Origin of the sequence: Pelagibius sp. CAU 1746, assembly GCF_039839785.1 — a bacterium.
Lineage (GTDB): Bacteria > Pseudomonadota > Alphaproteobacteria > Kiloniellales > Kiloniellaceae > Pelagibius.
Window position 1 is genome coordinate 3,396,313 of sequence record NZ_JBDOQT010000001.1, and the last position, 24,918, is coordinate 3,421,230.

General features: G+C 67.3%; 19 protein-coding genes. 9 read left to right on the forward strand and 10 right to left on the reverse strand.

Going from position 1 to position 24,918, the window contains the following annotated elements:
- Positions 1-7 precede the first annotated feature (7 nt).
- The 4 genes from AAFN88_RS16180 (at position 8) to AAFN88_RS16195 (ending at position 3,277) form a co-directional block, all read left to right on the forward strand.
- Positions 8-1,003, forward strand: a complete 996-nt coding sequence (locus tag AAFN88_RS16180) for a LysR family transcriptional regulator (RefSeq protein WP_347521441.1) — start codon at positions 8-10, stop codon at positions 1,001-1,003.
- Positions 1,004-1,023: 20 nt separating this feature from the next.
- The gene (locus tag AAFN88_RS16185) at positions 1,024-1,767 is read left to right on the forward strand and encodes an SDR family oxidoreductase (RefSeq protein ID WP_347521442.1); all 744 of its coding nucleotides are present in this window, start codon (positions 1,024-1,026) and stop codon (positions 1,765-1,767) included.
- Between the two features lie 17 nt (positions 1,768-1,784).
- Positions 1,785-2,153 carry a glyoxalase superfamily protein gene (locus AAFN88_RS16190; RefSeq protein ID WP_347521443.1) on the forward strand — a complete coding sequence of 123 codons (369 nt, stop codon included), beginning with the start codon at positions 1,785-1,787 and terminating at the stop codon, positions 2,151-2,153.
- 203 nt (positions 2,154-2,356) lie between these two features.
- Entirely contained in the window at positions 2,357-3,277 is a 921-nt protein-coding gene (locus AAFN88_RS16195; protein WP_347521444.1) for a sulfite exporter TauE/SafE family protein, read from the forward strand.
- A 58-nt stretch (positions 3,278-3,335) separates the two neighbouring features.
- Here AAFN88_RS16195 and pgi read toward each other — a convergent pair whose 3' ends face one another.
- The 5 genes from pgi to zwf are packed head-to-tail and all read right to left on the reverse strand — an operon-like array spanning position 3,336 to position 9,704.
- Positions 3,336-4,976, reverse strand: a complete 1,641-nt coding sequence (gene pgi, locus AAFN88_RS16200; protein ID WP_347521445.1) for a glucose-6-phosphate isomerase — start codon at positions 4,974-4,976, stop codon at positions 3,336-3,338.
- Complete coding sequence (gene eda / locus AAFN88_RS16205; RefSeq protein ID WP_347521446.1) at positions 4,973-5,629, reverse strand: bifunctional 4-hydroxy-2-oxoglutarate aldolase/2-dehydro-3-deoxy-phosphogluconate aldolase; 657 nt, start codon at positions 5,627-5,629, stop codon at positions 4,973-4,975. The genes pgi and eda overlap by 4 nt, the downstream gene beginning before the upstream one ends.
- A complete protein-coding gene (gene edd / locus AAFN88_RS16210; protein ID WP_347521447.1) occupies positions 5,626-7,470 on the reverse strand; it encodes a phosphogluconate dehydratase in 1,845 nt (614 codons plus the stop codon). The genes eda and edd overlap by 4 nt, the downstream gene beginning before the upstream one ends.
- 39 nt (positions 7,471-7,509) lie before the next feature.
- Entirely contained in the window at positions 7,510-8,208 is a 699-nt protein-coding gene (pgl, locus tag AAFN88_RS16215; RefSeq protein ID WP_347521448.1) for a 6-phosphogluconolactonase, read from the reverse strand.
- Positions 8,209-8,228: 20 nt separating this feature from the next.
- Positions 8,229-9,704, reverse strand: coding sequence for a glucose-6-phosphate dehydrogenase (gene zwf, locus AAFN88_RS16220; protein WP_347521449.1), 1,476 nt, complete (start codon positions 9,702-9,704; stop codon positions 8,229-8,231).
- A gap of 353 nt (positions 9,705-10,057) precedes the next feature.
- Between zwf and AAFN88_RS16225 the strand changes: the two genes are divergently transcribed.
- From AAFN88_RS16225 to AAFN88_RS16245, 5 genes are all read left to right on the forward strand, one after another.
- Positions 10,058-11,347 (forward strand): hypothetical protein, encoded by a 1,290-nt coding sequence (locus tag AAFN88_RS16225; protein ID WP_347521451.1) that lies wholly within the window; start codon positions 10,058-10,060, stop codon positions 11,345-11,347.
- A gap of 184 nt (positions 11,348-11,531) precedes the next feature.
- Positions 11,532-12,752: a multidrug effflux MFS transporter gene (locus AAFN88_RS16230; protein WP_347521452.1), complete on the forward strand. Its 1,221-nt coding sequence runs from the start codon at positions 11,532-11,534 to the stop codon at positions 12,750-12,752.
- A 99-nt stretch (positions 12,753-12,851) separates the two neighbouring features.
- Complete coding sequence (locus tag AAFN88_RS16235) at positions 12,852-14,012, forward strand: iron-containing alcohol dehydrogenase (RefSeq protein ID WP_347521453.1); 1,161 nt, start codon at positions 12,852-12,854, stop codon at positions 14,010-14,012.
- Positions 14,013-14,051: 39 nt separating this feature from the next.
- Entirely contained in the window at positions 14,052-15,173 is a 1,122-nt protein-coding gene (locus AAFN88_RS16240) for a mandelate racemase/muconate lactonizing enzyme family protein (RefSeq protein WP_347521455.1), read from the forward strand.
- 162 nt (positions 15,174-15,335) lie between these two features.
- Positions 15,336-16,421, forward strand: coding sequence for a diguanylate cyclase (locus AAFN88_RS16245; RefSeq protein ID WP_347521457.1), 1,086 nt, complete (start codon positions 15,336-15,338; stop codon positions 16,419-16,421).
- A gap of 31 nt (positions 16,422-16,452) precedes the next feature.
- On the opposite strand, the gene fdhF is transcribed toward AAFN88_RS16245, so the two are convergent.
- The 5 genes from fdhF to AAFN88_RS16270 form a co-directional block, all read right to left on the reverse strand.
- Positions 16,453-19,236 (reverse strand): formate dehydrogenase subunit alpha, encoded by a 2,784-nt coding sequence (gene fdhF / locus AAFN88_RS16250; protein WP_347521458.1) that lies wholly within the window; start codon positions 19,234-19,236, stop codon positions 16,453-16,455.
- Between the two features lie 5 nt (positions 19,237-19,241).
- Entirely contained in the window at positions 19,242-20,945 is a 1,704-nt protein-coding gene (locus AAFN88_RS16255; protein WP_347521459.1) for an NADH-ubiquinone oxidoreductase-F iron-sulfur binding region domain-containing protein, read from the reverse strand.
- Positions 20,946-21,075: 130 nt separating this feature from the next.
- Positions 21,076-21,951, reverse strand: coding sequence for a succinate--CoA ligase subunit alpha (gene sucD / locus AAFN88_RS16260; RefSeq protein WP_347521460.1), 876 nt, complete (start codon positions 21,949-21,951; stop codon positions 21,076-21,078).
- Positions 21,951-23,126, reverse strand: coding sequence for an ADP-forming succinate--CoA ligase subunit beta (gene sucC, locus AAFN88_RS16265; protein ID WP_347521461.1), 1,176 nt, complete (start codon positions 23,124-23,126; stop codon positions 21,951-21,953). The genes sucD and sucC overlap by 1 nt, the downstream gene beginning before the upstream one ends.
- A gap of 237 nt (positions 23,127-23,363) precedes the next feature.
- Complete coding sequence (locus AAFN88_RS16270; RefSeq protein WP_347521462.1) at positions 23,364-24,890, reverse strand: tripartite tricarboxylate transporter permease; 1,527 nt, start codon at positions 24,888-24,890, stop codon at positions 23,364-23,366.
- Between the last annotated feature and the right edge of the window lie 28 nt (positions 24,891-24,918).

The window sequence follows — 24,918 nt, forward strand, 5'->3', positions numbered from 1 at the left end:
TTGTTCGATGGAATTGCCGCAGGGCTTCGACCTGAAGTCGATCCGCGTCTTCGTCATGGTGGCGGAGGCCGGCGGCATGACCTCGGCCGCAAAGCAACTCGGCCTCACCCAGTCCAGCGTCTCCCAGATCGTGAGCAATCTGGAGGAGGCGCTCGGCAGCACCCTCTTCGACCGCTCGGTCCGCCCCCTGGCGCTGACCGCCGCCGGCACCACGCTCTACGAGCGCGGCCGGGCCATGCTGGCCGAGGCCGGCGACCTCTACCGCGACCTGCGCGACCGCGAGCTGAAGCAGCTCTCCAGCCTGACGCTGGCCATGGCCGAGAGCATCGCCAACTCGGTCGGCCCGCAGCTTGTCGCCGAACAGCGCGGCCTCGCCAAACGCTGGCGCATCTGGGCCGGCATCTCGCCGGACAATCACGCCTTGCTGATGAACCACACGGTGGATGCGGTGGTCACCACCACCGACGAGTTGGACGGGGTCGAGGGCCTGGAGAGCCACGCCCTTCTCACGGAGCCCTTCGTTCTGGTCTTCCCCGCGAACTACGATGGCCCCAGCGAGCCTCTGGAGGCACTGACCGGCATGCCATTCGTGCGCTACTCCCTGCGCTCGGCCATCGGCCGCCAGATCGAGGGACAGCTCAATCGCCTGCGCCTCAACGTGCCCATCGACGCCGAGTTCGACACCGCCATAAGCCAGTTCTCGGCGGTGGCCGGCGGCATGGGCTGGAGCATGACCACACCGCTCTGCCTGCTGCAGGAAGTCGGCCGCCTGGAGCGCCTGCGCATCGAACCGCTGCGCCGCGGCCGCTTCTCGCGCCCCATTTCCCTGGTGGCCCGGCGCGGCGATCTGGGGGCGACGCCCGAGATGCTGGCCGCCGCCATCCGTGACATCCTGCGCCGCCGCCTGCCTGAGCTTTACGGGCCTCTTCCCTGGTTGGCGGAGAGCATCGTCTGGCCGGAAGACGGCGCGCCGCTACTGCGCAGCATCCAGGGGCGCGGCTGAAGACCGATATAGGGGGGACAATGGCAAGGCTGCACGGCAAGCGCGCGATCATCACCGGGGGCGGCAACGGCATCGGCGCCGCCGCGGCCATGCTCTTCGTGCGCGAAGGTGCCCAGGTGGCGATCCTCGACACCGACCGCGAGGCCGGCGAGCGCGCCGCGGCGGCGGCCGAGGCCGAGGGCGGCGAGGTTCTGTTCCTGCAGGCCGACGTCAGCGAGCCGGAGGATGTGGAGGACGCCATCGACGAGGCGGCCGGCACCTTCGGCGGACTGGACGTGCTCTACAACAACGCCGGGGGCGCCGCACCGCGCGACGGCAGTTTCCTCGACATTCCACTGGAGGAGTTCTGGCGCACGGTCTCGGTGGATCTCTACGGCACCTTCCTGGCCAGCCGCATCGCCGTGCCCTACATCCAGGAGGCCGGCGGCGGCGCGGTCATCAACACCGCCTCGATCCGCGCCCTGAAAGGGACCCGGGGGGCCGACGCCTACTCCGCCGCGAAGGGCGGCATCGTCGCGCTGACCCGGGCTATGGCCCTGCAGTGCGGGCCGCTGGGCATCCGCGTCAACGCCATCGCTCCGGGGGCGGTGCTGACCGACCGCACCCGCGGCCTCGGCATGACCGACGAGATCGACCCGCAGTGGCGCGTCGCGCCCGGCCAGCCGCTGGAGGTCGCCGAACTGGCCGTTTTCCTGGCCTCCGACGAAGCCAGCCTGGTCAACGGCGCCATCATTCCGGCCGACGGCGGCGGCGCGGCGTTTTAAAGCAAAGGAAAGGCCGCATGAAGCTCTCGACGCCAGTGCCCATCCTGCGCATCTTCGACGAAGCCAAGGCCAAGGAGTTCTACGTCGACTGGCTCGGCTTCGCCGTCGACTGGGAGCACCGCTTCGAAGCAAACCTGCCCCTCTACATGCAGGTGTCGAAGGACGGCTGCCTGCTGCATCTCTCCGAGCATCATGGCGATTCCACGCCGGGGGCCAGATTGCGCATCGAGTGCGACGACATCGACCGCTTCGCCGCCTGGCTGCAGGCCCGGCCCTACAACTACGCCCGGCCCGGCGACCCGGAACAGATGCCCTGGGGCACGCGGGAGATCACCCTGAGCGACCCCTTCGGCAACCGCCTTACATTCTCCAGCCCGGTGGCATAGGCGCCTTCCAGGGCAAACGGGTCGACAGCCAGCCATGCTTCGACTAGAAGAAAAGACGGTCCCGCCACGCCGCAGCCGCTGCGGTTCCCGGCCCGACCCGATCCACTTCTCCTCCCCGGCACCGCCGGCCCGGCCGGCGGTGTAATTGCGTTGAGCGTACCGCGGTAACGTCCTCTGACGAGGGAAAGCTCCAAGCTCATTCTATGGAAATCTATCTCCCCATCGCCGGCATCTCCGAGAACCTTTTTCTCATTCTCGGGCTTGGCGCGGGGGTTGGCATGCTCTCAGGCATGTTCGGCGTCGGCGGCGGTTTCCTGCTCACCCCGCTGCTCATGCAGATCGGCATCCCGCCGCCCGTGGCCGTGGCCTCGGCGGCCAATCAGGTGATCGGCGCCAGCGTATCCGGCTGCATGGCGCACTGGGCGCGGCGCAACGTCGATTTGAAGATGGGGATGATCCTGCTTCTGGGCGGCTTCGCCGGCTCGACGGTGGGAATCTGGGTGTTCCGCCTGCTGCGCGCCCTCGGCCAGATCGAACTGACCATCTCACTCTGCTACGTCGTCCTGCTGGGTGCCCTCGGCACCCTCATGCTGGTCGACGCGCTGAAGATGTTCTACCGCAGGGGCAAGGGCGGCACGGCGGTGGCGCGCGGCGCCCACCGCCACACCTGGATCCACCACCTGCCTTACAAGATGCGTTTCCGGCGCTCGAAGCTCTATATCTCGGCGCTGGTCCCGGCCGGCGTCGGCTTCTTCGTCGGCTTCCTCTCGGCCATCATGGGGGTGGGCGGCGGCTTCGTGATGGTTCCGGCGATGATCTATCTGATCGGCATGCCCTCCTCCGTGGTGGTCGGCACCTCCCTGTTCCAGATCATCTTCGTCAGTGCCAACGTCACGGTGCTGCAGGCCGTCACCAACCAAACCGTGGATGCCCTGCTTGCCCTGCTGCTGCTGGTCGGCGGTGCGGTCGGGGCACAGATCGGCGCGCGCGTCGGCGCGCGCCTGCGCACCGAGCAGTTGCGCATCCTGCTGGCCCTCATGGTGCTGGCCATGAGCATTGAAGTTTTTCTGGAGCTGGCGGTCCCGCCCGAGGATATCTACTCGATCAGCGGGACCGCTTCCTAGAGCAGATCAGGGTCGGCTGGAATCGCCCAAGGCGATCCACCGTCCCTGTGACTCCGATCTAGCCAGCGCGCAGCTTCGCCAAGGTCTTCAGGAGGCCGATGGTCGAGCCGTCCCGGCCGTCGGCGGCGGCTTCCCCCTTCACCATCGGCAGCAACTCGCCCGCCAAGCGTTTGCCCAGCTCCACGCCCCACTGGTCAAAGGAGTTGATCCCCCAGATGCGGCCCTGAACGAAGACCTTGTGTTCGTAGAGGGCAATGAGCCGGCCCAGGGTGCGCGGGCAGAGCTTGCGGTACAGCAGGGTGTTGGACGGCCGGTTGCCGGGGAAGACCTTGTGCGGCACCAAGGCCTCGACGTGGGCCGCGTCCAGGCCTGCGGCCGCCAGCTCCTCGCGCGCCTCCTCGGCGGTCTTGCCGCGCAGCAGCGCCTCGGACTGCGCCAGGCAGTTGGAAACCAGCAGTGCATGGTGATCGCCCAATTGCTCCTGCGGTTCGGCGGCCAAGAGAAAATCGCAAGGGATGACGTCGCTGCCCTGATGCAGCAGTTGATAGAAGGCGTGCTGACCGTTGGTGCCCGGCTCGCCCCAGACCAGAGGGCCGGTCGCCTCGGCCACCGGATGGCCGGTCAGGCTCACGCCCTTGCCGTTGGATTCCATATCGAGCTGCTGCAGGTAGGCGGCGAAGCGCTCCAGGCGCTGGTCGTACGGCAACACGGCGTGGGAAGCGAAACCCCAGACGTTGCGGTACCAGACGCCGAGCAGCGCCAGCACCACCGGCAGGTTGGCGGCCAAAGGGGCCGAGCGGAAGTGCTCGTCCATTTCGAAAGCGCCCTTCAGGAACTCACCGAAGCGCGCCGGGCCGATGGAGATCATCACCGGCAGGCCGATGGCCGACCACACCGAGTAGCGTCCGCCGACCCAATCCCAAAACCCGAAGATGCGGTTTTCCGATATCCCGAACTCGGCCACCGCTTCCAGGTTGGTGGAAACGGCGGCGAAGTGATCGGCCACCGCCGCCTCCCCCAGGGCTTCGACCAGCCAGGCCCGCGCCGAGCGGGCGTTGGTCATGGTCTCCTGGGTCGTGAAGGTCTTGGAGGCAACGAGGAACAGCGTCTGCCGCGGGTCGAGCCCCCGCAGGGTGTCGCTCAGGTGCGCACCGTCGACGTTGGAGATGAAGTGGCAGCGCAGTTCGGGCCGTCCATAGGGCGACAGTGCCCGGGTCACCATGGACGGCCCCAGGTCGGAGCCGCCAATGCCGATGTTCACCACATCGGTGAAACGCTCGCCCGTGGTCCCGCCGGCGGCGCCGTCACGGATCGCCTCGGCAAAGTCGCCCATCGCCGCAAGAACTTCGCGCACATCGCCCATGACGTCGTGACCGTCGAGCAGCACGGGGCGTTCGGAGCGGTTGCGCAGCGCCGTGTGCAGGACCGCCCGCCCCTCGGTGCTGTTGATCCTCTCGCCGTCGAACATGGCCTCGCGCGCGCCCTCGATATCGGCGGCCCGCGCCAGGGTCAAAAGCTTCTCCATGGTCTCGGGCAGGACGAGGTTCTTGGAATAATCGAGCAGCAGATCGTCGAGCTGCAGCGAGAAGCGCGTAAACCGCTCCGGGTCCTCGGCGAAGAGGTCGCGCAGCCGCCGGCCCTTCATCTCCCAGTGATGGGCCCGCAGATCCTCGAAGGCTTTCGCGACCGCTGCTGTCATAACGCTTCTTGTCCGCAGGCTGTCAGCCCGGCCGCATCGCGGGCCAGGGCCTCGATCTCGTCCCAGGCCCCGGCGGCCACCTTGTCGCCCGGCGCCACCCAGGAACCGCCAACGCAGACCACGTTGGGCAGCGCCAGGTAGCTGCCGGCGCTGGCGCGCGAGATGCCGCCGGTCGGGCAGAAGGCGATGCCGGCCAACGGCGAGGCCAGCGCCTTCAGGTAAGCGACGCCGCCCGCGGGCTCGGCCGGGAAGAATTTCTGGAAGCGGTAGCCCCGCTCCAGCAGGGCCATGGCCTCCGAGGCCGTGGCCGCCCCGGGCAGCAACGGCACCGGGCCGTCCTCGACCGTCGCCAGAAGGTCCGGGGAAGCGCCGGGCGAGACCATGAAGCGGCAGCCGGCCTCGACCGCCTGCTCCACCTGCCTGGCCGTCAGCACCGTCCCGGCGCCGACCACCGCACCCTCGACCTCGGCGGCGATGGCACGGATCGATTCCAGCGCTGCCGGCGTGCGGAAGGTCACCTCGATGGCCTTGAGACCGCCGGCCACCAGGGCCCGCGCCAGCGGCACCGCCGCCGCCAACTCGTCGATCACCAGCACCGGCACCACCGGCGCCAGCTTGAGGACCGCTTCGATCCCCCTTTGGCCTTCCGTCACGATCCCCCTCCGAAAACGTCCGCGCCCCCAAAAACATGAGCGCCTTGGTCGGCGGGCCCCGCCGCCGCCCTGAAGGATGCAAAAAGTTCGCGCCCAAGGCCAGCTTGGCTGGCCGAAAGATCGGCTTGGGCTTCCTCACGCGCCGACCAGACCTCCTCCGGAACCAGCGCCGTCAAGGTCCCCGCCACCGCATCGAGACGTACCATATCACCGTCGCGCAGCTTGGCTATGGGGCCGCCCGCGGCGGCCTCCGGCGTCACATGGATGGCGGCCGGCACCTTGCCGGAGGCGCCGGACATGCGCCCGTCGGTCACCAGCGCCACCTTGAAACCGCGGTCCTGCAGCACGCCCAGCGGCGGCGTCAGCTTGTGCAGTTCCGGCATGCCGATGGCCCTGGGCCCCTGGAAGCGCACCACAGCGACGAAATCCTTCTCCAATTGGCCGGCCTTGAAGGCCGCCATGAGGTCGTCCTGGGATTGGAAGACCACCGCCGGCGCCTCGATGACGTGGCGCTCCGGCGCCACCGCCGAGACCTTGATCACCGCGCGGCCCAGGTTGCCGTCCAGCATCTTGAGGCCGCCGCTGGCCGAGAAAGCCTGCCCCAGTGGCGCCAGCACCTCTTCGTCGTGGCTCTTGCTGGCCGCCGGCTCCCAGACCACCGAGCCGTCATGGGTCAGCTTCGGCTCCTGGCGGTAGGACTCGAGCCCCTGCCCCCAGACCGTGGCGACGTCACCATGCAGCAGACCGCCGTCGAGCAGTTCCGCGATCAGAAAGCCCATGCCGCCGGCAGCGTGGAAGCGGTTCACGTCGGCCAGGCCGTTGGGATAGATGCGGCACAGCAGCGGCACCACCTCGGACAGGTCGGCGATGTCGTCCCAGGTAAGCTTGATGCCCGCCGCCGCGGCCATGGCCACCAGGTGCAAAGTGTGGTTGGTGGAGCCGCCGGTGGCGTGCAGGCCGACCACGCCGTTGACCACCGCGCGCTCGTCGATCATTTCGCCGACCGGCGTATAGGCGTTGCCCAGCGCCGTGATGGCCAGCGCCCGCTTGGCCGCCTCCGCCGTCAGAGCGTCGCGCAGCGGCGTGTTGGGGTTGATAAAGGAAGCACCCGGCAGATGCAGGCCCATGATCTCCATCAGCATCTGATTGGAGTTGGCAGTGCCGTAGAAAGTGCAGGTGCCCGGACCGTGGTAGGACTTGGACTCCGCCTCCAGCAGCTCGTCGCGGCCGATCTTGCCCTCGGCGTAGAGCTGGCGGATGCGCGCCTTCTCGTCATTGGGCAGTCCCGAGGTCATGGGGCCAGCCGGCACGAAGACCGCCGGCAGGTGCCCGAAGGACAGCGCCGCGATCACCAGGCCCGGCACGATCTTGTCGCAGACGCCGAGGAAGACCGCGGCATCGAACATGTTGTGGGACAGCCCCACCGCCGCGGCCATCGCGATGACGTCGCGTGAAAAGAGCGACAATTCCATGCCCGGCTGGCCTTGCGTCACGCCATCGCACATGGCCGGCACGCCGCCGGCCAGCTGCGCCACGCCGCCGGCGTCGCGCGCCGCCTGCTTGATCAGTTCCGGAAAGCGCTCGAAGGGCTGGTGAGCCGAGAGCATGTCGTTGTAGGCGGTGATGATGGCGAGGTTCGGCACCACATCGCCCTTGAGGGCGGCCTTGTCGGCGAGGCCGCAGGCGGCGAAGCCGTGGGCCAGGTTGCCGCAGGATAGCGTGCTCCGCCGCGGGCCGCTCTCCCCGGCAGCGCGGATCCGCTCCAGATAGGCCTGGCGGCTGCCGTGGCTGCGCGCGCGCAGGCGCTCCGTCACCTCGGCCACGCGGTCATGCAGGGTCATGGCTGTCCTCCTCGCTCGGCGTCCCTGGCGGCGATGCCGTCAAGGGCACCAGTAGATCTCAAGCGGCAGTCCGGGATGGCGCAGAACGGCGCGCACGGGCATATCTGTCAGCGGGCCGCCCTGCAGCGCAGTTTCCAGCACCGCCGCCTTCTCCGCCCCTTCGATGTGAAGATAAGCGCTCCGGGCCGCTGCGATGAGGGGCAAAGTCAGGGTGATCCTTGCCTCCTCCGCGCCCGGCGCGCGCTGCGGCAGCACCAGGGCGCTGCCGGCCGGGTCGACCGCCTCCGCCAGGCGGTCGCCGCCGGGAAAGAAGGAGGCCGTGTGCCCGTCGGCCCCCATCCCGAGAACGACGGCGTCGAAAGGCAAGGGCAAGGCCGCGATGCGGGCCGTCACCTCGCGCAGCCCCTCTTCCGGGCCGGCATCGGAGGTCACCAGGCTCACCACCCGTGCCGCCGCCGCGGGCCCCTGCAACAGGCCACGGCGCAGCAGGGCCTCGTTGGAGCGCGGGCTGTCCACTTGCACCCAACGCTCGTCCACCAGAGTCACCGAGACCTTGGACCAGTCGAGTTCCTGGCGCGCCAGGGCGGCGAAGAAGCGCGCCGGCGTGCGGCCGCCGGAAAGCGCCAGGCAGGCCGTGCCGCGCGCCGCCAGCCCCGCCCGCAGTTTGTCGGCCACCGCTTCCGCCAGCGCCGCGGCCAAGCCATCCGGCGTCTCGAAGTCGCGACGCGGTATAGTCATCTGAGGGCCTTGCAGCCCCATCAGGCCACGTCCTCGTACCAGGTACGGCCGTCGCGTTCGATCAGCGCCACCGAGGCGCTGGGCCCCCAGGTGCCCGAGGTGTAGGGCTTGGGGGCATCGCCCTTGCTCCTCCACGTCTCGAGGATGGGGTCGATCCAACGCCAGGCGGCATCGACCTCGTCGCGGCGCATGAACAGCGTCGGATTGCCGCGCACCACGTCCATGAGGAGACGTTCATAAGCGTCCGGATTGCGCCCCCCGAAGGCCTGGGCGAAAGACATGTCCAGCGGCACGTGCTTCAGGCGCATACCGCCGGGGCCCGGGTCCTTGATCATGATCCACAACTTCACGCCCTCGTCGGGCTGCAGGCGGATCACCAGGTGGTTGGCCACCACGCCGCCGGCGTCGCTGCCGAAGATGGAGTGGGGTATCTCATGGAAGGCGACGACGATCTCCGACACCCGGCTGGCCAGGCGCTTGCCGGTGCGCAGGTAGAAGGGCACGCCGGCCCAGCGCCAGTTGGCGATCTCCGCCTTCAGGGAGACGAAGGTCTCGGTCAGGGAACCGTTGCCGATCTCCTCGGCATAGGCCTTCACGGCGCCGCCGGCCGAGGCTCCGGCCGCATATTGCCCGCGTACCGTCAGGCGCTCGACGTTTCGCCCGTCGATCGGCGTCAGGGCCTTCAGCACCTTCAGCTTCTCGTCGCGCACGGCATCGGCGTCCATGGAGGTCGGCGGCTCCATCGCGACCAGGCAGAGCAGCTGCAGGATATGGTTCTGAACCATGTCGCGCAGGGCGCCCGCGGTATCGTAGTAAGCCGCGCGCCCCTCGACGCCGATGTCCTCGGCCACGGTGATCTGCACGTGGTCGATGTGGGCGTTGTTCCACAGCGGTTCGAAGAGAGCGTTGGCGAAGCGCAGCGCCATGAGGTTCTGCACCGTCTCCTTACCCAGGTAATGGTCGATGCGGTAGATCTGGTGCTCGTCGAAGACGGCGCCGACCGCTTCGTTGACCGACTGGGCGGTCTTGAAGTCCTTGCCGATGGGCTTCTCGATGACCACGCGGGAGTCCGGGCTGTTGAGGCCGCTGCGCGCGATGCCCTGGCAAATCGGCCCGAAGAGCTCCGGATTGACCGCCAGATAGAAGACCCGGACGAAGGCGTCCGTGTCGCCGAGCCGGGCTTTCAGATCCTCCCAGCCGTCCTGCCCGGCCCCGTCGACGGCAACATAGCTGACACGGTCGACGAAGGCCTCGACCTGGGCCGGCTCGCGATCCTCCGGGGCCACGAAGCGTTCGATCGCCTCGCGGGTCCGGGCCTTGTACTCGTCATCCGAGATGCGGCGCCGGGAGACGGCAATAATCCGGCTAGGTCCGACGATCTGCCCTGCCTCGTCACGGTGAAACAGCGCCGGCAGCAGCTTACGGAAAGCCAGGTCGCCGGTGCCGCCGAAGACGATCAGTTCGAAGGGATCTACGGGAATGGTCTGTGCGGTCAAAAGAGTCTAGCTGCCAGTTGTTGGTACAGGGAGAAATTCAACGATCGGTGCGGAGCGGCAGGGGTCTCCCCGAAGGCGCCCCGAAAACTACACCGATTCGACCGACATTAAATCAATCTTCTTGAGGAACCTGCGCGGCAACCGCCGTGCCACCCCGCATCGCCCCTCCCGGCGCGCCTACAGTCAAGACGGGAATTTGTGCAGGACCCTCAAGCGCCCGCTCCGCTTCTCAAGCCCCCGGTCCGTCGGTAGTTTCTTTTGAACCTTTTCGCGCCCCTTGCCGACCTATGGGCAGAAGCGGGGGGATTTTCCTGTCCCGAACCGTGAATTCAGCCTTTCTGTGGGAGTAGAAAATGCCTTCCTTCAAGACCTTCGCTCAAGGGGCGTCGGCCCTTGCCTTGGGCCTTGCGGCCCTGACCGCCCCGGCCCAGGCGGGCCAGACCTCGGACCACGTCTACAGCATTCAGCTGTCCCGGGACGGGATCAGCGGCACCGTGGTCCTCAAGAACACCTCGGCAAACAAGCACGTCAACGCCGTCGACATTCAGCCCACGAAACCGAACCTCAGCATCTCCTTGAGCGGTTGGGTGAGCTGCGAGAAGCCACCGGCGCTCGCCGAATCGCGTCTCTCGCCCAACGGAACCAAGATGTACTTCGGCACGCTTGGGCTGGGGCACGGGCAGGTCTGGGAACAGAACGTTCTCTACGAGGCGACCTATCTGCCGAGCCATGCGGGATGGGATCGCGCCAACCCGATCACCAAAGCGCATAAGGAGACCACTTCGGTGGATCAGGATCCTTTCGTGGTGCCGCTGGCCAAGGTCAAGAACGGCCCCGCCAACTTGCGCTTCGACCCGGTGGCGATCTTCAATCAAAAACTCCAGGACCACCTGGACGGCGGAGGCGACAAGGTTGCCTTCCTGCGCCAGAACCACAGCTTCTCCGTCGACCGTCCGATCAGCCTGGGCGCCACCTGTGTGTACCACTACAACAATCCGAACAAGAACACGATCGGCGGCGCTTGGGAGACCGTCATGGTGCCGCTGACCATCCATTACGAGGGCGATCCGGCGATCAACGACACGCCGGTCCTGAACGCGCAGATCGGCGGCAATACGCCGAACGGGTTTCAGGCCGGTCCCTCGCCCTTCAAGATCACCAGCATGAGCTTCCAGCCCAACATGCCGCACCATGTCGGCGCCTGCCCGGCGACAACCAAGATCAGGGTGAACTACATGGGCCAGGGCAAGGGCGAAATCCGCATCCGCATCAACGATGGCGGCACCACCATCCACGATTCCCAGAAGATCGCCTTCGACTCGAAGAACGGCAAGCAGTTCTACGACTTCGAGATCGAGACGCCGAAGGCCTCCAAGTTCGACCTTAACAAGACGGTCGCGCATAACCTGCGCGTCTACGTGCGCGGCAAGGACGCGGACGAGCAGATCTGGCCGAGCCACTATGAGTACAAGGACGCCGCGCTGTGGAAGCACCGCTGCACCCCGCAGGTGAACCCGACCCTCAGCGGCGGCGTGGTCGGCGGCGTCAAGCAGGGCGGCGGCGCCAGCCCCAGCCCCACCGTGAAGCCGAAACGGGCGGTGCCGGTCGATCCGACCCCGTCGCGCCCCGCACGCGCCGACTAGTCCGGCACATCGCATCGGGCCCCGAGGAATGACGTTTCCCGGGGCCCTTTTCGCGTCCTGAAAGCGCGGTTCCCAGGTTTCCGGCGGGCCGCATGACGGGGTTGCGGCAACGTCATTGGGACTTGGGCCCCCGAAGCGGGTAATCTTGACGCCGTTCAAGATTTCCTGCCGACAGCCTTTTCAGATGTCCGACACCAGCCTCGCCAAACCGGCCCTGCGCCTGCCTGAATTCGTCGCGCTGTTCTCGCTGACGACCTCGCTGATCGCTTTCAGCATCGACGCGATCCTGCCGGCGCTGAGCGACATGGGTACGGCGCTGGCCGTAGGCGATCCCAACGACACCCAGCTCATCGTCACGCTCTTCATCTTCGGCATGGTCTTCGGCGAGCTGTTCTTCGGGCCGCTGTCGGACGCCATCGGGCGCAAGAAGGCGATCCTCCTGGGTCTCGCGATCTATGGCGCCGGCACCGTCATCGCCATGACCGCCGGCTCGCTGGAGCAGATGCTGCTGGGGCGCATCGTCCAGGGGGTCGGCGTCTCCGGCCCGAAGATCGCCAGCCGGGCGCTGATCCGCGACCAGTTCGAGGGCGCGGCCATGGCGCGCATCATGTCCTTCATCATGATGGTCTTCATCCTGGTGCCCATGCTGGCGCCGGCGCTGGGCCAGGCGATACTGGCCGTCGCCGACTGGCGCGGCATCTTCAACGTCTTCCTGGCCATCGCCGCCGTGGTTGCCCTGTGGCTGCAGGTCCGCCAGCCGGAAACGCTCACGCCTGAGCGGCGTATCCGCTTTTCCCTGGCATCGATCCTGGCCAACGGCCTGCTGATCCTGCGCCACGGTCCGGTCATGGCCTACACCTTCGCCGCCGGCTTGGTCTTCGGCGCGCTGCTGCTGTATCTCAGCACCGTCCAGGCCATCTTCACCGACCTCTACGGTGTCGGCGACCGCTTCGCCCTCTATTTCGCAATCATCGCGCTCAGCGTCGGTCTGGCCTCCTTCTCCAACAGTCAATTGGTCATGCGACACGGCATGTACCGCCTCTCGACCGCCGCCCTGGCGGGGCTGATCATCTTCGCCGGCCTGTTGCTCGCGGTGGCGCGCGGCCATGGCGGTGTGCCGCCCTTCCCGCTCTTCATGGCGCTCTGTTTCGCCGTCTTCTTCTGCAACGGCCTGCTGTTCGGCAATCTCAACGCCATGGCCATGCAGTCGCTGGGCCGCGTCGCCGGGCTCGGCGCTTCAATGATCGCCTCGATCTCCAGCCTGGTCGCCGTGGTCCTCTCCATCGTCATCGGGCGCTTCTACGACCAGACGGTGGTGCCGCTCGCCATCGGCTTCCTCATCGCCGGCGCCTGCTCCCTGGCTCTGGTGCTGGCGGCAGGGCGCGGCCGCCAGGGCGAGATCTGAGGTCAGGCGCGCAAAGCGAAATTCCGTCGCCGAGAGACTTGCCGCCGCTTGCGCCCTGCGCTAAGGGCGGAAAGGATACCGCCTGGCTTAGGACTCGCCATGACCGTGACTCCCACTCCCTTCTCCCTCAACGCCGTGCCGGAAATCCATTTCAGCGCCGGCCGCAGCCGCCGCCTGGCTGACGACGTACAGGCCGTCGCCCCCGGCGCTGGGAAGGTTCTGCTCGTAGCCGACGGGGCCCTGGTGGAGCTCGGGTCAGCCGCGCCAATGGTGCGGAACCTGGAGGAGAGCGGCGCGACAGTCGGGCTCTATGCGGACATCGCCGGCGAGCCCAAGGCGGCGCAGATCGACGCCGCCGCAGAAGCGGCCCGCCGCCTGGGCGCCGGCGCGGTGGTCGCCCTGGGCGGCGGCTCGGCCCTCGACATCGGCAAGGTTGCGGCCGCCATCGCGCCCGCAGGGAAAGACGCCATGCACTATGCTCTGGCCGCCCAGCCGCTGCCCGCCGGGGGCCTGCCGGCGATCTGCCTGCCGACCACCGCCGGCACCGGCTCGGAGCTTTCGGCCACCAACATCTTCAGCGGCCCCGCGGGCAAGAAGCTGTGGATCTGGGGCCAGGAAACCAAACCCCGGCGCGTCATCCTGGACCCGGAGCTGACCCTCTCCCTGCCGCCGCAGCTCACCGCCTGGACCGGGCTCGACGCCTTCGTCCACGCCCTTGAGGCCTGCACCAACCGCCACGCCAACCCGGGCAACAGCCCGACCTGCCACAAGGCGCTGGCGCTGATCGCCGGGGCGCTGGAAACGGCGGTGAGGCGTCCCGGCGACCTGGCGGCGCGCGGCGACATGCTGCTCGGCTCGGCCTTCGCCGGGATCGGCATCGACAACTGCGGCACCGCCGTCGCTCACAACATCTCCCATGCCCTGGCCGGCCTGGCGCCGATCCACCACGGCCTGGCCACCGCCCTGGGCCTGGAAATCACCCTCGCCTGGTCCGCCGCGGAAGATGACGGCTGTTTCGCCGCCGCGGCGCGGGCCTGCGGCCTGACGAGCGCGGAAGACCTGCCCGGCTGGTACAGCGGCCTCATGACCCGCTGCGGCGTCGCGCGCCGCCTGCCCGAGGCCTTCCGAAGCTTCGACGCCGCAGCCCTGGCCGCCGAGATGCGGGCCGCGGAGAACCAGCCTATGCGCCTGGCCAGCGCCCGCGAGGTCACGGAAGCCGACATCGACCGCTTTGCCGGCGCTATGATGGCCCTCGCCTAGAGTCGCCCGACCGAGAGCCGAAGGAGAGCGGACCTACTCATGACGATCATCGCCCGCATCGACGTCAGCCACCACCGCCTGCCCCTGGACCCGCCTTTCGTGGCGAGTTGGGACGGCCGCCCGCGCCAGCACTTCGACGTCACCGTGGTGCGGGTCACCGACAACGAGGGGCGCGTCGGCATCGGCTCGGGCGACCTGCTGCTCGGCCTGCAGGGACACGAGGACCTCTTCATCGGCCAGGACCCCCGCCGCGTGGAGCGCCACTACGAGGTGCTGTCCCACATCCAGTTCCACTACGGGCGCTGCTGGCCGCTGGATTTGGCGCTCTGGGACCTGACCGGCAAGATCACGGGAGAGCCGGTGTGGCGCCTGCTGGGCGGGCGCAGCGACCGGGTGCGGGCCTATGCCTCCTCCGGCGTGCTGCGCGACCCCAAGGCCATGGCGGAGACCGCCGAGCGCTTCGCCGAAGCCGGCTTCGGCGCCATGAAGGTCCGCTTCCATCGAGGGCATCGCGGGGGCGACTGGCGCGACGACATCGCGGCGCTGGAATCCGTGCGCGAGCGGGTCGGTGCTCGATTGGAGCTGATGGTGGACTGCAACCAGGGTTGGCGCATGCCCTGGGACACCGAGGCCCCCTGGACGCTGAAGGACGCCATCGCCGTGGCGCGGGAACTGGAGCGCCTGGACGTCTACTGGATGGAGGAGCCGCTGCACCGCGCCGACCGCGACGGGCTGAAACGCCTGCGGAATTCCGTCGACCTGCGCATCGCCGGCGGTGAGATGACGCGCGAGCTCTACGAGTTCCGCGACCTCATCGCCGAGGGTTGCCTCGATGTGGTGCAGCCCGACTGCGCCCTGGTCGGCGGCATCACCGGCCTGCGCCGGGTGGCGGTCATGGCGCGGGAGTTCGGTATCGCCTTCACGCCGCACACCTGGTCCAACGGCTTCGGCGTGGTGGCCAACACCCACCTTGCCGCCGGGCTGGGCGAAGCCGCCTTCATCGAGTTCCCCTTCGATCCGCCGGAGTGGAGCCTCGAGCGGCGCGACTATCTGCTGACCCAGCCCTTCGCCCAGAAGGACGGCTGGCTACAACTCGGCGAGGCCCCCGGCTTCGGCGTGGAGCTGGACGAGGCCACCCTGGCGGCCACAAAAATCGGATGAGTCATCTCCAGCATTACAATCACTGCGCGCAGAACCTCTCGTTGCATTGATTAAGGGTGGATTCACCCAAATCCGTCAATATGCCCACCCCCGGTAAGCAGGGCCGGGAAAGAAACAATGCTGCGATGCAGCACGATGGGCTTCACGCGAAGGGGACCGCGCGTGTTCGACGGAAAGTCATTCGACGCGGACGAAGAGGTCCGCTGCCAGGCTTCGGTGCTGGAAGCCCTGGATGCCATGCATATCGGCATCTCCATCTTCGATGCCGGCCTGCGGCTGATCACCGTCAACAAGGCCTTCATGACCCTGCTCGCGTTCCCGCCGGAGATGGGCCGGCCGGGCACGCCCCTGGAAGCGCTTTTCCGCCTCAATGCCGAGCGCGGCGAGTACGGCGAGGGGGACATCGGCGCGATGGTCGAGGAACGCCTGGCATTGGCACGGAAGTTCGAACCGCACAACTTCCGCCGCGAACGCCCGGACGGCACGGTGCTGGAGATCATCGGCACGCCGCTGGCCTCCGGCGGCTTCGTCACCACCTATGCCGACGTGACCGAGATCACCCGGGCCAAGGAAGCCCTGGAGGAAAAGGAAAGGGAACTCACCCGCCACCTCGAGGACATGGAGCTGGAACGGGCCATGGTCGAGCAGCAGGCCGTCCAGGTCGTCGACATGGCCGAACAGCTCGCCGTGCAGAACAAGGAGATCGAGGCCAGCCGCAAGCAGAGCGATTTCCAGGCCCGCCATGACGAGCTTACCGGACTGCCCAACCGGCGCTACTTCACCGAATTCCTGGAACAATCCCTGCTGGTCGCCAGCCAGGCGGATACGCCGAAGGCCCTGCTTTTCATCGACCTCGACAACTTTAAGCCGGTGAACGATATCCTGGGCCACGACGAGGGCGATGCCCTGCTGAAGAAGGTGGCTCTGCGGCTGACCTCCTGCCTGCGCGACAGCGACTTCGTGGCGCGCCTGGGCGGCGACGAGTTCGCCGTGATTGCCGGCATGAAGCCGGGCAGCGGCATCGACGGAATACGCGTGGTAGCCGGACGCCTGCGCGAGGCGCTCAACATTTCCGTGCAGGACTCCGGCCAGCCCCTCTCGGTCACGGCCAGTATCGGTGTCGCCCTGTTCCCCGCCGACGCCGGCAGTCGCGACGAGTTGCTCAAGCAGGCGGACAAGGCCATGTACGAAGCCAAGGCCGTAGGACGAAACCGCATCGTCTTCGCCGAGGAACTGCCCGACGCCTAGACGGCGGCCTCCGGTCTCCCGCCGCGGCGCCCTACTCCGCCGCCGCCGCGGCTTTCAGCTTCTCCACCTTACAGGCGCAGAACTTGAACTCCGGGATTTTTCCGAAGGGGTCGAGCTGCGGATTGGTCAGCATGTTGGCCGCCGCTTCGTTGAAGCAGAAGGGAATGAAGACCATGCCCTCCGGCACGTCGCGGTCCGAGCGCACGTTGAGCGCGATCTCGCCACGGCGCGTCGCCACCTTGACCATGTCGCCGGGCTCCAGGTCCATGGTCCTGAGCTGGCGCGGGTGCAGGCTGGCCACGGCTTCCGGCTCCAGATTGTCCAGCACCGTGGCACGCCGGGTCATCGCGCCGGTATGCCAGTGCTCCAGCATGCGCCCGGTGGTCAGCACCAGCGGATAGTCGTCGTCCGGCAATTCGTCCGGCGGCACCAGCTTGGCCGGCACGATCTTGGCGCGGCCGTCGGCGGTCGGGAACCCTTCGGCGAAGAGGATTTCGTTGCCGGGCACGTCGGGACCGTCGCAAGGATAAGTCACCGAATCTTCACGCACCAGGCGATCCCAGGTGATGTTCGCCAGCGAAGGCATGACCTCGGTCATCTCGGTAAAGACGTCCTTGGGATGGCTGTAGGTCCAGTCAAGGCCAAGGCGCTTCGCCAACTCCTGCGTCAGTTCCCAGTCCTGGCGCGCCTCGCCAGGCGGCGGCGCCACGGGCCGCCCGATCTGCACCTCGCGATTGGTGTTGGTGAAGCTGCCCCACTTCTCTGCATGGGCGGAGGCCGGCAATACCACATCGGCGTGCCAAGCGGTCTCCGTCAGGAAGATGTCCTGCACCACCAGATGATCCAGTTTGGCCAGCGCCTTTCGGGCGTGCGCCTGGTCGGGATCGGACATCGCCGGGTTCTCACCCATGACGTACATGCCCTTGATCTGCCCGGCGATGATGGCGTCAACGATCTCCACCACTGTCAGGCCGCGCTTGGGATCCAGCTTGGTGCCCCAGAACTTCTCGTAGTGTTCGCGCACCTCATCCAGTTCCACCGACTTGTAGTCCGGGTAGACCATGGGAATGAGGCCGGCATCGGAGGCACCCTGCACGTTGTTCTGCCCCCGCAGCGGGTGGAGGCCCGTTCCGGGACGGCCGACCTGGCCGGTGGTCATGGTCAGCGCGATGAGGCAGCGCGAGTTGTCGGTGCCGTGCACGTGCTGTGAGACGCCCATGCCCCAGAAGATGATCGACCGCTCCGAGCGCGCGTAGGTGCGCGCCACGTCGCGGATCGTCGCCGCGTCGATGCCGCAGACCGACTCCATGGCCTCGGGCGAGAAGTCCTCCACCGTCTTCTTGAGATCCTCGAAGCCGGTGGTGTGGGCCTGGATGTACTGCTCGTCGGTGAGGCCTTCCTCGATGATGGTGTGCAGCATGGCGTTCAGCAGCGCCACATCGCGGCCCGGCGTGAATTGCAGGTGCTTGTAGACGTAGCGGTTGATCTGCTGGCCGCGCGGGTCCATCAGAATGATTTTCGCGCCGCGCTTCGCCGCGTTCTTCAGGAAGGTGGCGGCCACCGGGTGGTTCTGCTCCGGGCGCGCACCGATGATGATCATGCAGTCGCTGTCCTTGGCCGCCGTGAAAGGCGCCGTCACCGCGCCGGAGCCGATCCCTTCCATTAGCGCCGCCACCGAGGAGGCGTGGCACAGCCGGGTGCAGTGGTCCACGTTGTTGGTGTGGAAGGCGGTGCGGATGAGCTTCTGGAACAGATAGGCTTCCTCGTTGGAGCCCTTGGCCGAACCGAAGCCGGCCATGCCGGAAGGCCCCATCTCGTCATAGACCTTCTTCAGGCCCGCCGCCGCCTTGTCCAGCGCTTCGTCCCAGCTCGCCTCGCGGAAATGGGTCCAGGGGTTCAGGGGATCGACCTGGTCGTTCCACTTCTTCGGCGCGTCCTCGCGCCGAATCAGCGGCTTGGTCAGGCGCTGTGGGCTGTAGATGTAGTCGAAACCGAAGCGCCCCTTGACGCAGAGCCGATTCTGATTGGCCGGCCCGTCGCGCCCGTCGATGTAGAGGATCTTGTCATCCTTGACGTGGACCGTGGTCTGGCAGCCGACACCGCAATAGGGACAGACGCTGTCCACCGAACGGTCCGCATATTCGGTCCGCGTGCCCTTGTCGTCCAGCAGATTGGCTTCCATCAGGGCCCCGGTCGGGCAGGCCTGCACGCACTCGCCGCAGGCCACGCAGGTGGAACTGCCCATGGGATCGTCGAAATCGAAGATCACCTTGGCGCCGTGGCCGCGGTAGGCCATGCCGATGACGTCGTTGACCTGCACTTCGCGGCAGGCGCGCACACAGAGATTGCAGTTGATGCAGGCGTCCAGGTTCACCGCCATGGCGGTGTGGCTGTTGTCCGGCGCCCAGGTCTCGCGCGCCGGAAAGCGGCTTTCGGTAACGCCGATGTCGGAGGCCCAGTTCCAGAACTTGCTCTCCGGGTCGTGCGAGGTCTCGCGCGCGGGCTGGTCGGCGACCAGCAGTTCGAAGACCATCTCGCGTGCCTTCTCGGCGCGATCGCTGGCGCTTTTCACCACCATGCCGTCGCGCGGCTCGCGGATGCAGGAGGCGGCCAGCACGCGCTCCCCCTCGATCTCCACCATGCAGGCGCGGCAGTTGCCGTCGGCGCGGTAGCCCGGCTCCGGCGAGTAGCAGAGGTGCGGGATCTTGGTGCCGTAGCGCGCCGCCGCTTCCCAGATGGTCTCGCCCGGCAGGGCCTCGACGTCCTGTCCATCCAGGGTGAAGCGAACCACTTCCGTCTTCGGTGCTGAGCTCATGCCGGTCATTTCAGCTCCTCCGGGAAGTACTTGAGAATTGAGGACAGAGGATTGGGCGCGGCCTGGCCGAGACCGCAGATCGAGGCGTCGCGCATGACCTGCGCCAGTTCCTCCAGCAGCGAGACGTCCCAGGTCGCGCGGCTCATCAACTGCACCGCCTTCTCCGTTCCGTTGCGGCAAGGCGTGCACTGGCCGCAGGACTCGTCCTCGAAGAAACGCATGAGATTGAGCGCCGCGGCCTTCAAGTCATCCTTGTCGGAGAGGATCACCACCGCGTGGGAACCGACGAAGCAGCCGAACTTGTCGAGAGCGCCGAACTCCAACGGCAGGTCGCCCATGGAGGCCGGCAGGATGCCGCCCGAGGCGCCACCCGGCAGATAGGCGCGGAAGGTGTGACCCTCGGCCATGCCGTCGCAGAACTCGTCGATCAGTTCCTGAACCGAGATACCCGCCGGCGCCAGCTTCACGCCGGGCGACTTGACGCGGCCCGAGACGGAATAGGAGCGCAGCCCCTTGCCGCCGTTGCGGCCGTGGGAAGCGAACCATTCGGCCCCCTTCTCCACGATGTCGCGCACCCAGAACATCGTCTCGACGTTCTGATTCAGGGTCGGCTTGCCGAAGAGGCCCACTTCGGCGATGTAGGGCGGGCGGTGGCGCGGCAGACCGCGCTTGCCCTCGATGGATTCCAGCATCGCCGACTCTTCGCCGCAGATGTAGGCACCGGCGCCGCGGCGCAGCTCCAGCGGGCAGTGCTTCGTGAGGCCCGCGGCCTCCAGCTTGGCGATCTCCTTGGTCAGGATCTCGCGCACCGCCGGGTACTCGTCGCGCAGATAGATGTAGCAGCGCTCGCAGCCCACGGCCCAGGCCGCGATCAGCGCGCCTTCGAGGAAACGGTGCGGGTCGCTCTCCAGGTAATGGCGGTCCTTGAAGGTGCCGGGCTCGCCCTCGTCGGCGTTGATGGACATGAGGCGCGGACCGGAATAGCCGCGCACGATCTCCCACTTCTTGCCGGTGGGGAAGCCCGCGCCGCCAAGGCCGCGCAGGCTGGCATCGGACAGCGCCGCGATCAGTTCCTCCGGCGTGCGTTCGCCGGCCAGGCAGGCGCGCAACAGCTTGTAGCCGCCCTCGCCCTCATAGGCCGCGAAGTCCGTGTAGTCCGGAACGACTGGGTGATGATCGCCGGCGGCGGCCGCCGTCAGGCTCTCCACGGTGGCGTTGTCCACGTGGCGGTGCCCGACCTCGGCCACCGGCGCACAGGCGCAGCGTCCCATGCAGGGGGCGGCGACGACGCGGACCTGACTGCCGACTTCCTGGGGCAACGCCTTCAGAAGATCCTGGGCGCCCATCATCTCGCAGGTGATGGAATCGCAGATCCGGATGGTCAGCGGCGGTGGCGGAGCTTCACCATCCAGCACGATGTCGAAGTGGGCATAGAAAGACGCCACCTCGTAGACCGCCGACATCGGCAGCTTCATCTCCTCCGACAGCGCCCGCATATGGCGCGCCGAGAGATGGCCGTACTTGTCCTGAATCAGGTGAAGATGCTCGATCAGCAAATCGGGCCGCCGCGGCGCGGCGCCGAGCAGCGCCTGGATCTCCTCCAGGGCGTCCGCATCGAGCTGACGGCCCTTGGGCGTGAACGGCGCCTTGCGGCGTCCCGAACCCGGATGAATCTGCCGCTCGAACGGGCGCGGCGTTCCCTCTGGCATAGACTAGTCTCCGATCCTTGTACGTCCCCCCGCAGGAGGCCGTCTTACCCTGCCGATCGGTGTCGCTGCGGACTTCACCGATACCGACCGTTTATTCCGTATTTGCACGCCGCCCTGGGAGAATGATCTCTCAGGCCCGTGCCGCCTGACGCACGGTCAGGCCGATTTCCGCCGCCGAGGTCGCGATGGTGACACCGGCCGCCCGCAAGGCGCCGATCTTGGCCGCGGCATCGCCCTGGCCGAAGACGTTCACCGTACCCGCATGGCCCATGCGCCGCTCCGTCGGGGCGTGCAGGCCGGCGACGTAGGCGACGACCGGCTTGGGCGCCGGGTTGGCCTTCAGAAAGGCGGCGGCCTCTTCCTCGTCGCTGCCGCCGATCTCTCCCAGCAGTACAACGCACTCGGTATCCGGATCCTCGAAGAACAGCTTCAGGCAATCGACGAAACCCATGCCGTGTACGGGGTCTCCGCCGATCCCGATGGAGGCCGACTGGCCGAGCCGGTAGGTCGATATCTGCTCGATGACCTCGGAGGTGAGCGAGGCCGAACGCGAGGCGATGCCGACCTTGCCCGGGCGCTCCAGGTGCGCCGGCATGACGCCGATCTTGCAGCGCCCCGGAATCATGATGCCCTGGGAGTTGGGGCCGATCAAACGGGTGTTGGAGCCTTCCAGGCGCTGCTTCACGCGCACCATGTCCAGCACCGGAATGCGCTCGGTCACGCAAACCAGAAGCTCCATGCCGGCATCGATCGATTCGATGATGGCGTCGGCCGCGTTGCGCGGCGGCACGAAGACCGCCGAGGCGGTCGCGCCGGTGGCCGCACGGGCTTCGGCAACGGTGTCGAAGACCGGCAGGCCCAGATGCCCGCGCCCGCCCTTGCCCGGAACCACCCCGCCCACGACCTTGGTGCCATAAGCGATGGCGCGCTCCATGTGGTAGGTCGCCTGGGCTCCGGTGAAGCCCTGGCAGATGACCTTGGTGTCGCTGTCGATGAGAACCGCCATCACGCCGCCTTCCTGCCGGCGGCTTCCACCACCTTGGCGGCTGCCTGGCCCAAGCTCTGAGCAAAGGTTACGGGAACGCCCTGCGACATGAGGATCTTGCGCGCCAACTCGCCGTTGGTCCCCGCGGCGCGGACGATGAGCGGCACGCGCAGCCCTTCCTCCTTGCAGGCCGCGGCAATGCCTTCCGCCACGGTGTCGCAGCGCAGGATGCCGCCGCCGTAGATGTTCACCAGGATGGCGCGCACCTCCGGATTGCGCAGCAGCAGTTTGAAGCCATGGGTGATCTGCGCGCGGGTCGCCTCCGGGCGCACGTCCATGAAGTCAGCGGGCTCGCCGCCCTGCTCCGTCAGCAGATCGACGGTGGCCAGCGCCAGCCCCGCGCCATTGACCATGACGCCGATATTGCCTTCCAGGCGGACGTAATTGAGGTTGTAGTCCCGCGCCTCGAGTTCCGCCGGATCGACCTCCTCCTCGTCACGCAGATTGGCCAGGTCCGCGTGGCGGAACTGGGCGTTGTCGTCCAGCACCATCTTGACGTCCAGGGCCAAGAGTTCCCCCGCAGCGGTCACCGCCAACGGATTGATCTCGATGAGGCTGGCGTCGAAGTCCTGGAAGGCCGCGTTCAGCGCCTTCATCAGGCCGACCGCCTGATCGGCGGCCGCGCCCTCCAACCCCAGCTTTCCGGCCAGAGCCGACGCGGCGGCGTCCTGCAATCCGCCCAGGGGATCGACCTCCAGGGTCAGCATCTTGTCCGGCGCCGCGGCCAGCCGCGCCTCGATATCGTTGCCGCCCTCGCGCGCGGCGATAATCGCCACCCGCCCCGCCGAGCGGTTGACCAGGGCCGCCAGGTAGATCTCGCGGTCATGATCGACGGCTTGCTCTACGTAGACCGAACGCACCAGCTTGCCCTTGGCGCCGGTCTGCGGCGTCACGAGGCGGCGCCCCAGGAGGCCCGCCGCCGCGTCGGCCACGGCTTGCGGCGACTCGCAGAGCTGCACTCCGCCGGCGTCCTGCCGCAACCCGGCGTGGATCTGCGCTTTGACGACCCAGCGGCCGCCTCCGATGGCCCGGGCGGCCTCAGCCGCCTCATCAGCGCTGCGCGCTACCCGGCCGGCGGGGCTGTTCACACCATGCCGCCGCAACAGTTCCTTGGCTTGGTATTCATGGAGGTTCATGGATCCGCCCGCCTCATCATCCTTGAAAGCAAAATCAATGACTAAGACAGCGTTTTCTCACGAGGTCCCGGCATTTGGCTTTCTGGCATATGGTATACCAGAAGCCCTCCCACCAGCAATCGTTTTATCCCCTCGAACGCTGACCGGGACCCATGGATATCCGATCCGCCAGGCCCGCGACCAGGGTGTTTTTGGGGAGGGACAGGCCCGCACAGCCGCGGGCCCGCCCCCGCCTTCTCAACCTTCCGACGCGCCGGCCGTAGCGGCCTCCTTCTTGGGCAGGAACTTCCGGATCACCGGCACCAGGATCAGCCCGACGGCGCAGAGCAGAATGATGCCGGAAATGGGACGCTCCACGAAGGTCATGGGATCGCCCTGGGAGGACAGCAGCGACTGCCGCAGCGAGCGCTCCGCCAGGGTGCCGAGCACGATGGCCAGCACCGCCGGCGCCACGGGGTAATCCAGCTTGCGCAGGATGTAGCCGGCAACGCCGAAGAGCACCATCAGCCAGACGTCCGACAGCAGCGCATTCGGGGAATAGCCGCCGACCAGGCACAGCACGAAAATGATCGGCGCCAGGATGGTGAAAGGCATCACCAGCACCTTCACGAAGACCGGGATGAAGGCGATGTTGATGATGACCGTGAAGATGTTTGCCATGTAGAGCGAGCCGATCAGGCCCCAGACGAAGTCCGGGTGCTCCACGAAGAGCAGCGGTCCGGGGCGCAGACCCCAGATGATCATGCCGCCCAGCAGGATCGCCGTGGTCGGCGAGCCGGGAATGCCCAGCGTCAGCATCGGCAGCATGGACCCCGTCGAGGCCGCGTTGTTCGCCGACTCAGGCGCCGCGACGCCGGTGACGTTGCCCTTGCCGAAGGCCTCAGGGTTCTTGGAGAAGGTCTTCGCCAGGCCGTAGGCCATCAGCGAGCCCGGCGTGGCGCCGGCCGCCGGCAGAATGCCCACGAAGTATCCCAGCAGGCCGCTCCACACCGCGGTGAAGAAGTACTCCCTGGCCCGCTTCACGTTCTCGACGATGCTTCTGAAGGTCGACTTCACGTAGTTGACCTGCATCTTGCCGCCGCTGGTCTCCATGGTCCAAAGGATCTCGCCGATGCCGTAGATGCCGATGGCGAGCACCAGGAAGCTGATCTGGCGCTGGAAGGCGGAGAGGTCGAAGAAGACGAGGCGCGGCTTGCCGGAGATGATGTCGAAGCCGACCGTCGCCAACACCAGACCTATGAAGATCGAGAACAGGGTTTTCGGAATGTCGTCACCGCCCAGGCCTACGAAGGTGGCGAAGGCCAGCACCATGAGGGCGAATTCCTCCTGCGGGCCGAACTTGAGGGCGAAGGCGGCCAGCGGCGGCGCGGCCAGGGTGAACAGCACGACGGACACTGTGCCGCCGATAAAGGACGCCAAGGCGGCGGCCATCAGCGCTTGGTCGCCCCTGCCCGACATGGCCAGAGGTCTTCCGTCGAAGACCGTCGCCACGGCCGTCGATGCTCCCGGAATCCCAAGCGTGATCGATGAGATCGCTCCACCGTACATGGCGCCGTAGTAGATCGCTGCCAGGAAGATGATGGCGGCATTCGGCGGCACCAGAAAAGTCAGCGGCAACAGGATGGCGACGCCGTTCACGGAGCCCAGGCCCGGCATGGCGCCGACGAAGAGGCCCACGATGCAGCCCACGACCATCATCGTGAGGTTGATCGGCTGAACAGCCTCCAGCAGGCCGCCCATGAGTGGTTCGATGATAGTTTCCATGTCCGATTACCGCCTGCGTTTCCTTATT

Bases quoted from the DNA above. Each gene is read 5' to 3' on its own strand.
- AAFN88_RS16180 (WP_347521441.1), top strand. From the start codon at position 8: ATGGAATTGCCGCAGGGCTTCGACCTGAAGTCGATCCGCGTCTTCGTC.
- AAFN88_RS16185 (WP_347521442.1), top strand. From the start codon at position 1,024: ATGGCAAGGCTGCACGGCAAGCGCGCGATCATCACCGGGGGCGGCAAC.
- AAFN88_RS16190 (WP_347521443.1), top strand. From the start codon at position 1,785: ATGAAGCTCTCGACGCCAGTGCCCATCCTGCGCATCTTCGACGAAGCC.
- AAFN88_RS16195 (WP_347521444.1), top strand. From the start codon at position 2,357: ATGGAAATCTATCTCCCCATCGCCGGCATCTCCGAGAACCTTTTTCTC.
- pgi (WP_347521445.1), bottom strand. From the start codon at position 4,976: ATGACAGCAGCGGTCGCGAAAGCCTTCGAGGATCTGCGGGCCCATCAC.
- edd (WP_347521447.1), bottom strand. From the start codon at position 7,470: ATGACCCTGCATGACCGCGTGGCCGAGGTGACGGAGCGCCTGCGCGCG.
- pgl (WP_347521448.1), bottom strand. From the start codon at position 8,208: ATGACTATACCGCGTCGCGACTTCGAGACGCCGGATGGCTTGGCCGCG.
- AAFN88_RS16225 (WP_347521451.1), top strand. From the start codon at position 10,058: ATGCCTTCCTTCAAGACCTTCGCTCAAGGGGCGTCGGCCCTTGCCTTG.
- AAFN88_RS16230 (WP_347521452.1), top strand. From the start codon at position 11,532: ATGTCCGACACCAGCCTCGCCAAACCGGCCCTGCGCCTGCCTGAATTC.
- AAFN88_RS16235 (WP_347521453.1), top strand. From the start codon at position 12,852: ATGACCGTGACTCCCACTCCCTTCTCCCTCAACGCCGTGCCGGAAATC.
- AAFN88_RS16240 (WP_347521455.1), top strand. From the start codon at position 14,052: ATGACGATCATCGCCCGCATCGACGTCAGCCACCACCGCCTGCCCCTG.
- fdhF (WP_347521458.1), bottom strand. From the start codon at position 19,236: ATGAGCTCAGCACCGAAGACGGAAGTGGTTCGCTTCACCCTGGATGGA.
- AAFN88_RS16255 (WP_347521459.1), bottom strand. From the start codon at position 20,945: ATGCCAGAGGGAACGCCGCGCCCGTTCGAGCGGCAGATTCATCCGGGT.
- sucD (WP_347521460.1), bottom strand. From the start codon at position 21,951: ATGGCGGTTCTCATCGACAGCGACACCAAGGTCATCTGCCAGGGCTTC.
- sucC (WP_347521461.1), bottom strand. From the start codon at position 23,126: ATGAACCTCCATGAATACCAAGCCAAGGAACTGTTGCGGCGGCATGGT.
- AAFN88_RS16270 (WP_347521462.1), bottom strand. From the start codon at position 24,890: ATGGAAACTATCATCGAACCACTCATGGGCGGCCTGCTGGAGGCTGTT.